The 13,972-nt window shown below is 46.7% G+C and carries 16 protein-coding genes; 6 read left to right on the plus strand and 10 right to left on the minus strand.

Going from position 1 to position 13,972, the window contains the following annotated elements:
- Positions 1 to 4 precede the first annotated feature (4 nt).
- From B2X00_RS09275 to B2X00_RS09285, 3 genes are read left to right on the plus strand one after another with little or no spacing between them, the layout of a single operon-like run.
- Positions 5 to 364, plus strand: coding sequence for a HesB/IscA family protein (locus tag B2X00_RS09275; RefSeq protein WP_006953979.1), 360 nt, complete (start codon positions 5 to 7; stop codon positions 362 to 364).
- 10 nt (positions 365 to 374) lie between these two features.
- Positions 375 to 908, plus strand: coding sequence for a putative Fe-S cluster assembly protein SufT (gene sufT, locus B2X00_RS09280; RefSeq protein ID WP_290487277.1), 534 nt, complete (start codon positions 375 to 377; stop codon positions 906 to 908).
- Positions 909 to 939: 31 nt separating this feature from the next.
- Complete coding sequence (locus B2X00_RS09285; RefSeq protein WP_006953982.1) at positions 940 to 1,347, plus strand: SufE family protein; 408 nt, start codon at positions 940 to 942, stop codon at positions 1,345 to 1,347.
- Here the strand turns inward: B2X00_RS09285 and B2X00_RS09290 are convergent.
- From B2X00_RS09290 to B2X00_RS09300, 3 genes are read right to left on the minus strand one after another with little or no spacing between them, the layout of a single operon-like run.
- Positions 1,344 to 1,850 carry a cytochrome b/b6 domain-containing protein gene (locus tag B2X00_RS09290; protein ID WP_290487278.1) on the minus strand — a complete coding sequence of 169 codons (507 nt, stop codon included), beginning with the start codon at positions 1,848 to 1,850 and terminating at the stop codon, positions 1,344 to 1,346. The two genes, B2X00_RS09285 and B2X00_RS09290, sit on opposite strands and share 4 nt — an antisense overlap.
- 15 nt (positions 1,851 to 1,865) lie before the next feature.
- Positions 1,866 to 2,153, minus strand: a complete 288-nt coding sequence (locus B2X00_RS09295) for a PepSY domain-containing protein (RefSeq protein WP_290487279.1) — start codon at positions 2,151 to 2,153, stop codon at positions 1,866 to 1,868.
- 8 nt (positions 2,154 to 2,161) lie between these two features.
- Entirely contained in the window at positions 2,162 to 4,339 is a 2,178-nt protein-coding gene (locus B2X00_RS09300) for a prolyl oligopeptidase family serine peptidase (RefSeq protein WP_290487280.1), read from the minus strand.
- Between the two features lie 115 nt (positions 4,340 to 4,454).
- Between B2X00_RS09300 and B2X00_RS09305 the strand changes: the two genes are divergently transcribed.
- The gene (locus B2X00_RS09305; RefSeq protein ID WP_290487281.1) at positions 4,455 to 6,356 is read left to right on the plus strand and encodes an alkaline phosphatase family protein; all 1,902 of its coding nucleotides are present in this window, start codon (positions 4,455 to 4,457) and stop codon (positions 6,354 to 6,356) included.
- Positions 6,353 to 7,318: a hypothetical protein gene (locus B2X00_RS09310; protein WP_290487282.1), complete on the plus strand. Its 966-nt coding sequence runs from the start codon at positions 6,353 to 6,355 to the stop codon at positions 7,316 to 7,318. The genes B2X00_RS09305 and B2X00_RS09310 overlap by 4 nt, the downstream gene beginning before the upstream one ends.
- 10 nt (positions 7,319 to 7,328) lie before the next feature.
- On the opposite strand, the gene B2X00_RS09315 is transcribed toward B2X00_RS09310, so the two are convergent.
- The 7 genes from B2X00_RS09315 to B2X00_RS09345 form a co-directional block, all read right to left on the minus strand.
- The gene (locus tag B2X00_RS09315) at positions 7,329 to 9,557 is read right to left on the minus strand and encodes a glycosyltransferase (protein ID WP_290487283.1); all 2,229 of its coding nucleotides are present in this window, start codon (positions 9,555 to 9,557) and stop codon (positions 7,329 to 7,331) included.
- Entirely contained in the window at positions 9,554 to 10,603 is a 1,050-nt protein-coding gene (locus B2X00_RS09320) for a lysylphosphatidylglycerol synthase transmembrane domain-containing protein (RefSeq protein WP_290487284.1), read from the minus strand. Before B2X00_RS09320 ends, B2X00_RS09315 begins: the two co-directional genes overlap by 4 nt.
- Positions 10,603 to 11,277: an SDR family oxidoreductase gene (locus B2X00_RS09325; RefSeq protein WP_290487285.1), complete on the minus strand. Its 675-nt coding sequence runs from the start codon at positions 11,275 to 11,277 to the stop codon at positions 10,603 to 10,605. Before B2X00_RS09325 ends, B2X00_RS09320 begins: the two co-directional genes overlap by 1 nt.
- Positions 11,278 to 11,335: 58 nt before the next feature.
- Positions 11,336 to 11,704 (minus strand): diacylglycerol kinase, encoded by a 369-nt coding sequence (locus B2X00_RS09330; RefSeq protein ID WP_290487286.1) that lies wholly within the window; start codon positions 11,702 to 11,704, stop codon positions 11,336 to 11,338.
- Positions 11,705 to 11,720: 16 nt separating this feature from the next.
- Positions 11,721 to 12,425 carry a ZIP family metal transporter gene (locus B2X00_RS09335; protein WP_290487287.1) on the minus strand — a complete coding sequence of 235 codons (705 nt, stop codon included), beginning with the start codon at positions 12,423 to 12,425 and terminating at the stop codon, positions 11,721 to 11,723.
- Positions 12,426 to 12,503: 78 nt separating this feature from the next.
- Positions 12,504 to 12,716 carry a helix-turn-helix transcriptional regulator gene (locus B2X00_RS09340; RefSeq protein WP_071462883.1) on the minus strand — a complete coding sequence of 71 codons (213 nt, stop codon included), beginning with the start codon at positions 12,714 to 12,716 and terminating at the stop codon, positions 12,504 to 12,506.
- A 1-nt stretch (position 12,717) separates the two neighbouring features.
- The gene (locus tag B2X00_RS09345; protein ID WP_290487288.1) at positions 12,718 to 13,137 is read right to left on the minus strand and encodes a hypothetical protein; all 420 of its coding nucleotides are present in this window, start codon (positions 13,135 to 13,137) and stop codon (positions 12,718 to 12,720) included.
- A gap of 181 nt (positions 13,138 to 13,318) precedes the next feature.
- Here B2X00_RS09345 and B2X00_RS09350 point away from each other — a divergent pair, with 181 nt between their 5' ends.
- Complete coding sequence (locus B2X00_RS09350; RefSeq protein WP_290487289.1) at positions 13,319 to 13,966, plus strand: cupin domain-containing protein; 648 nt, start codon at positions 13,319 to 13,321, stop codon at positions 13,964 to 13,966.
- Positions 13,967 to 13,972 lie beyond the last annotated feature (6 nt).

The following is a 13,972-nucleotide window of genomic DNA, read 5'->3' on the forward strand; positions in this document are numbered from 1 at the left end:
AATTATGTCTGTCGAATCTTTTGTACCTAATCAACAACTCATTAGCATGACCCCAACCGCTATTAAGCATTTTGAGGGCAAACTAGCTGATCAACCTGGCGCGATACTGCGCTTGTCGACCAAGATGAGCGGTTGTACTGGCTATGCATACGTGTTGAATGCGGTTCCTGAAGCTGAGGCTGATGATGAACTGGTGCAAGTTAACGACACACTCACCGTGGCGATTGCTAAAGATGCCGTTGATGTCCTTCGTAATACCGAAATTGATTACGTTAAAGAAGGCATTAATGGTGTGGTGAAGTTCAATAATCCCAATGTGGTTAATGAGTGTGGCTGTGGTGAAAGCTTCAGCGTGCAGGAATAGGTACTGATTCATGCAACAAAAAATGGTCACCACCCAACGCGAAGTCAAATGTCGCAAAGTACCCTCGGGCGAAATTAAGGTTATTCCTAAAGGCGAATTCGTCAACATAACCCAAGACTTGGGTGGCAACTACACCGTGACTTGGATGGGTAACATGTTGCGCATTGACGGCACAGACGCCGATGCGATTGGTCGTAAGCCGCAGACGCTTAACTTCGAACCGCCTGCTGATGGCCAGATTAGTGAGTCCCAAGTATGGGAAGCACTCGAGACTATTTTCGATCCAGAGATCCCTATCAATTTAGTCTCATTAGGGCTGATTTATGCCGTCAACATCGATCAAGATGCGCAACGCATTGATATTGATATGACGCTAACGGCGCCCGGTTGCGGTATGGGCCCAGTGCTCGTCGGTGATGTCGAGTATCGCCTAAGTTTAGTGCCCCATGTGAAGAAAGTTGAAGTCAATTTGGTATTTGATCCACCGTGGTCGCGCGACATGATGTCCGAAGAAGCACAGCTTGAAGCAGGCGTATTCTTTTAATTGTTTGCAATCAATAAAGGTCGACTTGAAGATGAATCTACCCAGCACTGACGAAATCATTGAAGATCTCGAGTTTTTAGATGATTGGGAGCAACGCTACCAGTATATTATCGACCTCGGTAAGGGCTTGCCGGGTCTCCCAGAGGCGCTTCGTAAAGACGAGTTTATCGTGCGGGGTTGTCAAAGTAACGTGTGGCTCATTGCTGAGCAAAAAGACGGCCGTTTACTGTTTCAAGTGGACAGTGACGCAGTCATCGTACAAGGCTTACTGACACTCGTATTAGCGGCATTTCACAATAAGACACCTGAGCAAATTTTAGCGTTTGATATTGATGGTTACTTCAAAGAACTGGATTTAGAAAATCACATTACGCCGACCCGTGGTAATGGGCTTAAAGCGATTGTCGCTAAGATTCAGTCAATAGCACAGAACGCTTAGTCGCGCCGACCTGTGATCATTGGGCGTATTAATTGAATGCGCCCCCACCATTGTATAAAGATAACAGCAACGACGTGCAAACAGACTAAAGCAAACAAAGTGTGCGCACCCAGCTCGTGTAAATACTCTAGCGCACTACTACCATAAAAAGCGTCCACTTCCTCAAGCATAAATCCTGTCGTCGCTTGATACGCCAATAACACCATCATCAGAAAGATAACGACTCCACCTAGAGGATTGTGCCCGGCGTCTCGAGGTAACTGACGTTGTTTTAAATGTGTGAAGTGAGTTTTAATGCGCGAGGGCGTTGGAAGAAAGTCACTAAACCTCGCTCGTTGAGGCCCTAAAAAGCCCCAGACAACGCGGAAAATAAGCCAAGCAAATGCGTAATAACCAGCTATTTGATGGGCTGTTTCACCCGGCTCGAGTAAGAAATAGTTCAGTACAAAAACGAGCGCTATGCTCCAATGAAACAAACGAATACCGATGTCCCAAATTTGCATAACGCTCTCTGTACCTTATTCCATTTCTTGTTTAACGATGCTGCCATCAACCGGATTAAAGTAAATTTCTACTTTTTGGTCGTCAGCGTTAAAGCCATAGATCTCATAACACTGACCTTCGGTGACTTTAAACTCGTTAATTTTATAACCTTGCTCTTCCAGGCCTTGCTGAAACTGAGCTTGGTCCATCCATTCGCTCTGTGGCGCAGAAGTACACTGAGTATGTGACTCTTCTGCACTACAGGCACTTAATAATAAAGCGCCTGATGCGATAGCGATTGAAGCTAACAATGTTGCTCTCATTACGCCTCCTATTCGTTTGGTAGCGACTGATAACCCATGTGGTATAGGGTAAAGCCGAAAATATCCGAATACTGCTCAATGGTCTTCGATACAGGCGTGCCTGCACCATGTCCCGCGTTTGTTTCGATACGGATCAGCTGCGGTGCATTACCACCTGCTTTATCCTGCAACTCTGCGGCAAACTTAAATGAGTGCGCAGGTACCACACGGTCATCGTGATCACCTGTAGTAATCAATGTTGCTGGATACTCCACACCTTGTTCTACGTTATGAACGGGCGAGTAGTTCAGCAGGTATTGGAACATCTCTTTGCTGTCCTCTGCTGTACCATAGTCGTAGGCCCAACCTGCGCCAGCAGTGAAGGTATGATAACGCAACATATCCAAAACGCCGACGGCAGGTAGAGCAACCGCAAACAAGTCAGGACGTTGTGTCATCGTTGCCCCAACCAACAAGCCACCATTGGAACCGCCACGGATAGCAAGCTTTTCTTTTGACGTGTAATCTTCATCAATCAAGTACTCTGCGGCAGCAATAAAGTCGTCAAAAACGTTCTGCTTTTGCATCTTCGTACCGGCGTCGTGCCAAGCCTTACCATACTCACCACCACCGCGCAGGTTAGCAACGGCATAAACACCGCCCATTTCTAACCACGCCGCATTTGCGATGCTGAACGAAGGCGTTAAGCTGATATTAAAGCCACCATAGCCATATAGAATCGTTGGATTACTACCGTCGAGTTCCGTACCTTTTTTATAGGTAATGATCATGGGCACCTGAGTACCGTCTTTAGACGTGTAGAACACCTGCTTCGACTCATAGTTACTGGAGTCGAAATCCGCGCCGGACTCTTCGTAAACGGTTGATTCGCCCGTATCTGGATTCAAAGCATAAATGGTTTGTGGCGTGCTGTAATTAGTGAATGAGTAGTACAACGTTTCAGCGTCGTCTTTACCGCCAAAACCACCTGCACTCCCGACACCCGGTAAGTCAATTTGACGAATTTCTTTACCTTGGTAGTCAAATTGCTTCACTTGCGAGACCGCGTCCACCATGTATTCCGCGAAAATGTAGCCTGCCCCGGTGGTTGGGTTGAGTACGTGCTCAGTCTCAGGGATCAAGTCGCTCCAATTCGCTTCTTGTGGCGCTCCAGCATCAACGACTACGACACGGCCGTTAGGCGCCTCACGATTGGTCTCGATAAAGAGTTTACCTTCTTCACTGTCTAACACCGACACATCTGAGTCATAGTCGTCAACCACAGTGACCAGAGGCGCATCCTCTTTGCTCAAGTCTTTGATAAAGAGTTTATTGCCTGATGTTGAGTTAGCGGCAGAGATCACCAAAAACTGATTGTCGTCTGTCACATAGCCACCTACATAGCGGTGCTTCTGCGCGTCCGTACCACCAAATACCAATTCGTCATCGCTCTGTGATGTGCCTAACTCGTGGTAATACAGCTTATGTTGGTCAGTTTTTGCCGAGAGCTCACTACCCTCCGGCTTATCATAGCTTGAATAGTAGAACCCTTCGTTACCTTTCCAAGAGATACCACTGAACTTCACATCAACCAATGGATCCTCAAGACGCTCTTTCGTTTCAGCATCAATGACAATAATCTTACGCCAGTCACTCCCGCCCTCAGAAATCGAATAAGCTGCTAGTTTTCCATCTTCACTAAAGGTCAGTTGTGCTAATGACGTTGTTCCATCCTCGCTGAAAGTATTGGGATCGAGGAACACTTCTTCTTCATCGCTATCGTTCTTCTTACGATAGACCACGTATTGGTTCTGCAAACCATCGTTCTTGTAGTAGTAGGTGTAGTCACCCTCCTTAAATGGTGCACTGACTTTCTCGTAATTCCACAACTCCGTCAGGCGCTTTTCAATTTTCTCGCGGAACGGGATTTTTTCTAAATGATTGAAGGTAACCTCATTTTGCGCTTCTACCCACGCTTCGGTTTCGGCACTTCGATCATCTTCTAACCAACGATACGGGTCTTTCACTTTCGTATCGAAATAAGTATCGACGGTATCCCCTTTGCGTGTTTCTGGGTACTTCACTTGCATCGACTCCGCTTGTTGCTTTTCCACTTGCTGAGTTTCAGCTGTTTGCGACGAATCGTTTTGTGCTGGAGAGCACGCGACAAGTACGCTAACAGCGACAGCACTGAGTACGTATTTCATAGATAGTTCCTTTGTTGTTATTTTGTAACTATTAAGTTAACAGACTGTCCTGAATTGCGAAACTTTGATAGAACAGTATTTCGACCGAATATGCCTAACTTGAGATAAAGCCAAAATGCAGAATGAATCGACCTTAAAAGACTTACCGCAATTACTCTGCGGCCCCTTAGTTCGGCATGTTGAGTCTGATCATTTTTATTTATGGCTAGTCACGAAAAGTGACCATGTTCCTCAGGTGGAATGTAGTATCGATGAGACGCCGGTCGATATCAAACAAACAGACCGAGTCATTGCTATTGGCAAGCATGCTTATGTGATATTGATAAGGGTCGAGCCTACTCAGCCGCTTGCCCACAACCAACGAATCGGTTACGACCTAGTTTGGCCCACCGAAAACGAGCGTTTATCAGACCAACACGACTTCTTGCTTTATTCAGGGCAAACATGTCCGCAGTTTGTTTATAAAGAGACGATTGACCAGCTGCTTCATGGTTCATGCCGGCGACCTCATCACCCCGCCCGTGATGGGCTATCGCGTGCTGATAAAGAGATTGAGGCACACCTCGATCGCCCCTCGAAACGCGCGGGCATTCTTCTGCACACAGGGGATCAAGTCTACGTTGATGATGTCGCAGGCCCAATGTTGGCATCCATACACGCGTTAATTGATGTACTAAAGCTATCTGATGAGACCTTGCCCGATGATCAACTGAATCAACTGGATGACTTAATTCAACACCCAAATGGCTATTATAGCCGCCAATCTTTGCTACCGGATACGAAAGCCAACGAACCCCTGACTGAGAAATTTTTTGGTGGCGTGAAAAAACCGATTTTTACCTCAGCACATGCGGGTAACCATCTGATCACGGCCGCTGAAGTTTTCGCCATGTATATCCTCTGTTGGTCACCCACGCCGTGGCGTGTAATCAAAGTGCAACAGCCGTCGCAGTTAAACCAAGAACAACAAAAACGCTTTACCGATGAACAGGCAGCCATTGATGAATTCGTTAAAACATTGCCACAAGCAGCGCGTGCCATGGCCCACAGCATCAATTACATGATGTTTGACGATCACGACGTAACCGACGACTGGAATCTATCCGCCGCCTGGGAGCTTACGGCCTATCACCATCCTTTTTCAAAACGTATTGTCGGCAACGCGCTGTGGGGCTATTTAATTTTTCAAGGTTGGGGCAACCAGCCCGAAGTGGTAACCCCCCTTATGGATGCCACTGCACAATTACTTGAAAAGCCATTAACTGAGCAACCAGAAGAGCACGATCAACTTATCGAGCAACTGCTGGACTGGGAGCAGTGGCAGTTCAGCCTTAATACGCGACCCAAAATTCTTGTGCTCGATACCCGCACCCGTCGCTGGCGAAGTGAGCGTAGTATCCGCAAACCATCGGGATTAATGGATTGGGAATCTTTAATGGAGATGCAGCACCAAATTATGGATGAAGAGGCTGTGATTTTAGTGTCCCCTGCACCGATATTTGGCGTGAAACTAATAGAAGCGATCCAAACGGTGTTTACCGCGTTGGGTAAACCGCTGGTTGTTGATGCTGAAAACTGGATGGCGCACAACGGTGCTGCCAATACCCTACTCAATATCTTTTCCCATAAACGCACACCGCAAAAGTTCACGATTCTGTCGGGTGACGTGCACTATTCATTTGTATACGACGTGCAGTTACGGCGCGAAAAAGCCGAATCATCGATATGGCAAATTACCAGTAGTGGCGTTAAAAACGAGTTCCCGAATACATTATTAGAGTGGCTCGACCGTATGAATCGGTGGCTTTACTCCCCGCGTTCACCTCTCAACTGGCTAACTAAACGACGCCGTTTCGCCGTGTCGCCACGGCTGCCGACCGGCCGTGATGCCGGTGAGCGACTCTGGAATCACTCCGGTATCGGCTGGGTCAGTTTTGATCAGGACGGTGCTCCGTCGCGTATCCGACAATTAAATGCAGACGGTAACGAAACCGAGTTTCTAAAGGAGGAGTCATGAGTCAACCTAAGGCCGCAGAATGGCAACGTTTCGAACGATACAGCGATAAGCAGACTCATTATCAAGTTGCAATTATTACCGATGAGGACCAATCGTCTAAAATTCAATTAGAAGATGGGCAATCGGCTTGGCACTCACGTTTACGGATTGATGAAGTGGCTCGTCAAGTCGACTCAGCTACAGGTGATGTGCAATATCATTTCCATGACCTTCCTCCAGACGATACCCATGAATATTCTTTAGTTTCACTGATCGCTGAAGGTGATCGGGGGGCGGAGTTCTCTGAACTCGTTCAGTTTGGTAAGCACTTACTTACTTTTGATGATCGAACGGGACTTGTATGTGAGGTCCGCAACTTTAGTCAGTTAGTTCCTCGTCAGATATTGATGACTGGCAGTGGAGACGAAGAGTTCAAGGGCTTTAAAAGCGAGTGGGCTACCTTAAAAGACAATCACCTCTACATCGGAAGTCATGGTAAACGTCCACAAGAAGAGTGGATTAAGGTGATTGGTCGTCACTACGGTTTGCAAAGTGTCAACTGGCACGAAAACTATCAAAAAATACGCGAAGCAGCAGGAGTCTCTGGCGAAGGTTATATTATTCACGAGGCGGCGGAGTGGCACCCCGTTCTAAAAAAATGGCTATTTTTTCCACGTAAGTTATCCAACCAACCGTTTGACCCCGAACATGATGAGCGTGAATGTGGTAACAACCGATTGTTCATTTGCAGTGAGGACTTTTCCCATATTCAAGTCATTGAGGTCGGTCAACGTCATCCTGAGCGCGGCGTATCTTCTATCAAACTTGTTCCCGGCCGACAGAACGAGTGTATCGGGCTAAAAAGCGTGGAAATTGGCGACCGTACCGAAACCTATTTTTTCGCGTTTGATCTAACTGGCCGCGTGCTGCAACAAGACACGTTAATTGGCCACTACAAATGCGAAGGTATAGAGATTCTATAGTATTTTATCGTTAGTCGCGCTTATCCTTATTATTGAATCGCGCTAAAGTTTCGCCGTAAACACACTCAACATGGCGAGTAAACGCCTCTACAGAGTAATCCGCAGCAAACTTAAGCGCCTGTTTACCGAGTCGCTCACGCAGCTCATCGTCATTGATGAGCTTAACCACTTGCTCACTCCAACGGTCTTGTTTTGCAGGCGTTTTATAGCCGTTAATATCATCTTCGACGACATCTTCTATACCGCTCGAGCGCACAGCAACAACCGGCATACCCGCAGCCATCGCCTCAAGGATAACCATGCCTTGGGTTTCAGACTGCGAGGCAAACACAAATAAGTCACCCAACGCATACCATTCCGGCATATCCTTAGGTGGAACGGCACCCACTAATTGAACACAATCAGTCAGTCCATTGTCATCAATCCGCTGTTGCAGATAGTCGCGCTGATGCCCTTCACCGATTTGCAGCAAGCGCACAGGCTTATTAGCACGCTTACGGATATCGACCATCGCGTCTATCATGAAGTCGATATTTTTCTCATCAGAGAGACGCGCCACACTCACCAAAATACATTCGTCGTCACTCATGGACTGTGATGTTTTGATTGAATCAATCTTATCGCGGCTGACTTTTTGGAAGCGCTGATACTCAATGCCTGTTGGTTGCACATAGATAGGTCGCGTTACACCAATCATTCGTAAATACTCTTCAACCGACTGGGTCGGCACAATGACACTATCGCATTTGTTGGCAAAGCGGCGCACCATAATATGCGCGATGATATTCCGAAATAAGTTACCCGGCAGCATGACATAATGAGCATAGTGTTCTAGCCGTGTGTGGTAGGTATAAACCACGGGCACTTTCAAACGCTTGGCCATGTAAACACCGAGCGAGCCTATCCAAAACGGATGATGCACATGAATAATATCAGGCTTGAGTGCTTTTACCTTTTGTCTAACTACACGTGAAAATAAATGCGCGAACTGGAATTCACTGTTTTCACCAAATGAGAACCAATTAGGCATACGAATAACATGCGCTTCATCGGTACGGGCATTCGCGTATTTGGGTGCCACGATCGAGATTTTATGTCCGAGATGCTTCAGGCCCACCCTTAAGCGCTCGATAGAAATAGGTACACCGCCGATAAACGGTAAATAGTTGTTGGTGAACATCACGATGTTCAGTGGCTTACTTAACCATGGTTTTGGATCGATATCATAATCAGGATAATAAGACTTACCCACGAACACCATTTGATACAGCTTTACGCTCACAAGTAGCAGTGCGCTTACGATAAGAATAAAGTTGATGTAGCCTGCGTAGAGCAACGAGTAAATAAAGAACCAGAGGCTTTCGAGTATTTTGAGCACCGGATGTTGACCGACTTCAAGCTCATTCACATTCACCTCGATGCCGGCATCTGTTACATGCACCATCAAATAGTGATAGAAGCTATTATCGTGATTGAGCACTAAGCCACCTGCGCCACCTGTAATATAAAATGGCGTGCCTTTGTACATCACCTTATCGTAAATCGATAGATGACTGGAAAATACCGCGTCAACCGAGTGCTGCTCAACCAGTTGCAATAGCCCCGAGCGAAAGCCCAGCGGCTGTAAAAAGTCATCATCCGTCGCAAACAAGGTCTCGCTCTTAGGCTGCACAGGCGGGTGAGATACAAAAATAAAGCGGTGCTTTGACTCATCCGCGCGTAAAATATCCGTCAGCCAACGCAGTTGCCACTGCCATGGCGTTTTACCTGTGCTATCCAAAAAGATAAAACGCGTGCTGTCTGCTACAAAGCTAAAAAAGTGAGGGCCGAAATGTTCGTAGTAGCGAAAGCTACCAAATTCGTCGTATTCATTATCACCAAAAGTGAGCAAATAGGGTTTATTCAAATGCGACAGACTGCCATACAAGGCACGATATTTATCTTCGCCACCACCACTCACCGCATTACCAGCGGATACAACAAAGTCGATATCAGCTTGGTTTAATTCAGGAATGATCCGCTGCTCAAAGATACCAATCGAATTGTTAATATTGCCCAGTACCGCAAACTGATAGTCTGAATCACCTTGCAAACGACTACTGATACTCGCCACCTGATCGCTATGCACCACTTCAAATTCAGGCTGGCTAAAATTCAAATAAATCTTATAGCCAATAACCAACGCTACAATGGCGACATTGACGTAAAACAGTAACTTCAGCCATTTATTTTTATTCATGCGTCCTTCCTGCGACTTGCCAACATCTCATACTGCAACGTCACCATGCCAATCAGCATGCCCAAATAAATCGTGATAAAGCGCCAGCTAAAGATAATTAATAATAAATGATTACTTTGCACAAACTGCGCAAAAAATGAACCGAAAACCCCCTCAGAAACACCTGATGCTCCCGGGGTTGGTGCAAAATACATGACAAAGGTGGTCACCACCAAAAGACCAACGGACTGCCAATAAGGCACCGTATAGTCGAGTCCCCATAATAAAATAGCGGGGAAACTGAAGAGGCTTAATAAAAAGACAACCGTGAAAAACACAGAACCCCATACATAGAGCGGCTTGCCCTTACAATAATCTCGAAAACTGTCGGCAAAGCGGAGCATTTCACGTTTGCTCCAAAAGCCAAGCACACGACATTTATGTGCACTCATTAAATTGACTGTCGTGAGCAATCTAAGCACGCCATTGATCGGCGCAATCAGCCAATGGGTTTTGAACAGCACCATCGCAAAAAATGCTAAGTAAGCGGTGACCAATACAGCAAGCGAGCCGCCAATGCCTTTAGATAGCGTTGAGTCAGAGAGCGCAGGCAGTGTCAGCAATAACACCGGCGTGAATGTGAAGATAAAAATCACCGCCAACACAGTCCGAATAGTGGTTGCTGCCGTCGCACGTCCCACCGGCACACCCTGCTTCGCCAAATACCACACTTGCGCAAAGCCTCCACCGGTCGCCATCGGTGTGACATTGGAAAAAAACATATTAATAAAAATCAGTCGCGTCATTGGCGCTGCCGGCACCCGATACCCCAGTGCTCTTAAAGTAAAGTAGAGGCGCAATCCGTCACTGGCGAAATAGACAATAAGTAACGCCAGTAAACTGAGCAGCACCGTAGGTTGCAGCAACTGACTATCAAATTGAAGCTCAGCACCTTGGAAAAACTGCTGAATGCTGTAAAAACCGAGCGCCGTTAATACAACAAAGAGGCCACTGAAAATCAGCAGCCTCTTCCACGCGATAGGTTGTTTCTCTGTATTGATAGGCATTAGTACCCGGGCATTAAAAACACTTCGCGAACACAGTTCCGCGGATGCGCATTAAGCGCATGTAAGACCGCGTCGGCCACATCTTGAGGGTCTAATTTATCCGGCTTTGGCTCATCAAAGAACGGGGTGTTGACCATACCTGGTGCGATAACAGTACAGCGTCCGCTCCATTCGCGCATTTCTTCCGCTAAATTCTGGGCGAAGCCATGCACAAACCACTTGCTTGCCCCGTAAACAGAGCCTTTAATCGCGGTGCGCCCTGCTGCCGAACCGGTCATAATAAAGTGACCCGTGGATTTCTTTAAGTGCGGCAAAGTAAGTTTGGCGGTATAGAGTAAAGCATTGATATTAAGATCAATCATTTCGCGCCACTCGTTAGGGTCGCCATTTTCAGTGCCTGCAGCATTCAATCCCTTACCCGCATTAGCAAATACGGCATCCAGTTGGCCAAACTGATCAACGGTTTGCTGTACCACACGCTCCAGTTGCTGATAGTCCGTTACATCGGCCGCAATAGGTAATACGTGCTCAGCGCCCAACTCATTTGCCAATGCTTGCAGCTTATCCTCACTGCGAGCGGTTGCCACAACCTTGTAACCTTGCTTTACCGCCTCTTTAACGGTGGCTTCGCCAATCCCCGAGGAGGCGCCTGTAATCAACAACACTTTGGCCATGGAAACTACTCCTTTCGGTTTGTTAAAGTCGTTCTTACGATAAATTCGATTAAACGGTTTAGGTCGGGGCTAAAAACAAGATACTCACCCACGTAATTAACATCAGTAGAATCGAAATAAAAACCGCTGCTGAGGCAATATCCTTTGCTTTCCCGCTCAGCTCATGGAAGTCAGGACCAATACGATCAACAACCGCTTCAATGGCGGAGTTAAGTAGCTCTGTAATAAGCACGATGCCGTAAGTAATAATAAGTAATAGCTTGGCTATCAGTCCGCTTGGCACAAATAATAGTGTTGGAATGATAATAATAAGTAATGCACACTCTTGCCTAAATGCAGCTTCACTTCTCAACGCCGCGACCAAACCGCGAAACGAATATCGGTTCGCATTAATGATTCTGCGTAGACCTTTTTGACTTGGTTTCACTTAACCTTTCCTTGTTTTACCCTAGTAACTGATTACCTACTAAACCAATAATAAATCCAAATACGGCACCTAGCGGGGGCGTCCAATAACGTGGCATGGTCGATTGCGGCGCAATATCTTGAAAGATCAGATACAAAATACCACCTGAAGCCGTTGCCATGATAACGGCTGTCGCCTCGGTATAGTCAGAAAGAACCCAATGCCCAGTCAGTGCTGCGATAGGACCGATAAACGCTACAAGGAAAAAGCCCGTTAAGCGCTTTTTCTCTGACAACTTAGAACCTTGGAGTTCCCTAAAGGCATTAAAACCTTCAGGAAGATTTTGTAAGCCGATAAATAGCGCCAGTAACATGCCAAACTCGGGTTTGATTGCAAACATCGCCCCCAAACTCAGTGCCTCTGGGATAAAGTCGAGTAACATTGCCAGTAGTTGAGACGCTTGGCTTGCCTGCTTCGCTAGCCACTGGTCGACCCAGCAAAACAATATCCCGCCTGCCATGAAGGCAGTCGCAACTGCCCAGACGGGCAAGTTCTTGTTGGCTTCAGGCAGCAGCGCAAACATAACGGCGGAAAGAAGTATCCCACCACCTATGGCGACAACGCCGTGAACTAACTTTTGCTTATTAGCAGACTCAGCCGAGCCTTCCCACTTGGCTAACAGAGCCCCTAAAAAAGCTGTAAAGCCAGCAACCCATGTTAGAACAAGCATCTTTATAATCATATAGCGCTCCGTGCTTATCGTACTTATGTAACAGTTAGTGATCTATCACGCGTTAAATCTAGCACCTAGAGAACTCAGTTACCGACTGTCATCAAACCAAAACACATCTTCAAGGCGCTGCCCAAAAACGCGCGCTATCAGAAATGCTGTTTCGAGTGAGGGTGAATAACGTCGTTGTTCAATTGCCGCAATGGTCTGACGCGTTAAATTGACCTTGTCGCCAAGTTCGGCCTGGGTCATTCCACCGTGTTGTTCGCGCAAAGCACGCACACAGTTATCGATGGGCAACATATTAATAACCCCGTCGATAGCCGATAATTTCTACAAGGTACTCCGCAGCTTGCGCCACCACTAAACTCAACAATGCCATCAAAAACAGAAGATCGCCGTGTTGATGCACCAAATACGTCATTAAACTAGAAACAATGAGTACGCCTAATAAGATACCAGAATAGGCATCCGCACGTTGTTGAATCGTTTTTTCGCGTTCATCTGCGGGGCGATTCGCCGACTTACGATCAACAAGCGCTAACGCGATCTGACCGATAATACTCAACACAATGAGCCCCATCGTTAACTGTGTAAAGACCGAAACCGCTGGCGGCCACTGGCTTGTTGAATTAAAGCCCTGCACAACCTCAAAAGTAAGACCGCCACCGACCAATAACGTAATGATTAACATCAGCCATGCTGATTTTTCACGAAATGCCATAACCCACCCATCATGTTAAAAATAGTTAACACTCGAAGATTAGATTCATCGCCTTATTATGTCAAATATTTTTAACATCGCAGGAAAAATGAAAAATAATATAATTAGCAATCAAAGTGAGCCATATATTATGTTTTTTGCGTAATTGACTTAGTCCCGTTAGTCAGTCGGCAGAGTCATTGTGTTAAATTTAGATTTTCAGCAACGTGTTGTCATTAATACTTCAGAACAAGATTGGATCGATAGCCCCTCAGCAGGCGTGAAGCGTAAACTACTCGAACGAGAAGAGGCTGAGCGAGGTCGCGCAACCAGTATCGTTGAATATAAACCCGGCGCATCGTTTAATACCCACTCACACCCACTGGGTGAAGAAATACTGGTGCTGTCAGGTGTATTTTCTGACGAATATGGTGACTATCCAGCGGGTACCTATCTCAGAAACCCGCCCGGCAGTAGCCATGCCCCTTTTAGTAAAGAGGGTTGCGTACTATTGGTAAAACTCCACCAGTTCCAACAGGATGATACCGCCACAGTCAGAGTTAATACTCAGCAGACGGACTGGCTAGCCGGTCAAGGCCGACTCAAGGTGATGCCGTTGCATAGTCACGGCACCGAACACGTCGCACTCGTAAAATGGCCACACAATGAGAGATTCAAGCCTCATAGGCACCTCGGTGGCGAAGAAATATTTGTGTTGTCCGGCGAGTTTTGTGATGAACACGGTCGCTATCCGAAAGAAACCTGGCTCCGTAACCCACATATGAGCGTTCACCACCCGTTCGTGGATGAAGAAACCGTTATCTGGGTCAAGACTGGGCATTTGGGTTAGTCACCC

Origin of the sequence: Idiomarina sp. UBA3162 (genome assembly GCF_002364475.1) — a bacterium.
In the GTDB taxonomy this organism is placed as follows: domain Bacteria; phylum Pseudomonadota; class Gammaproteobacteria; order Enterobacterales; family Alteromonadaceae; genus Idiomarina.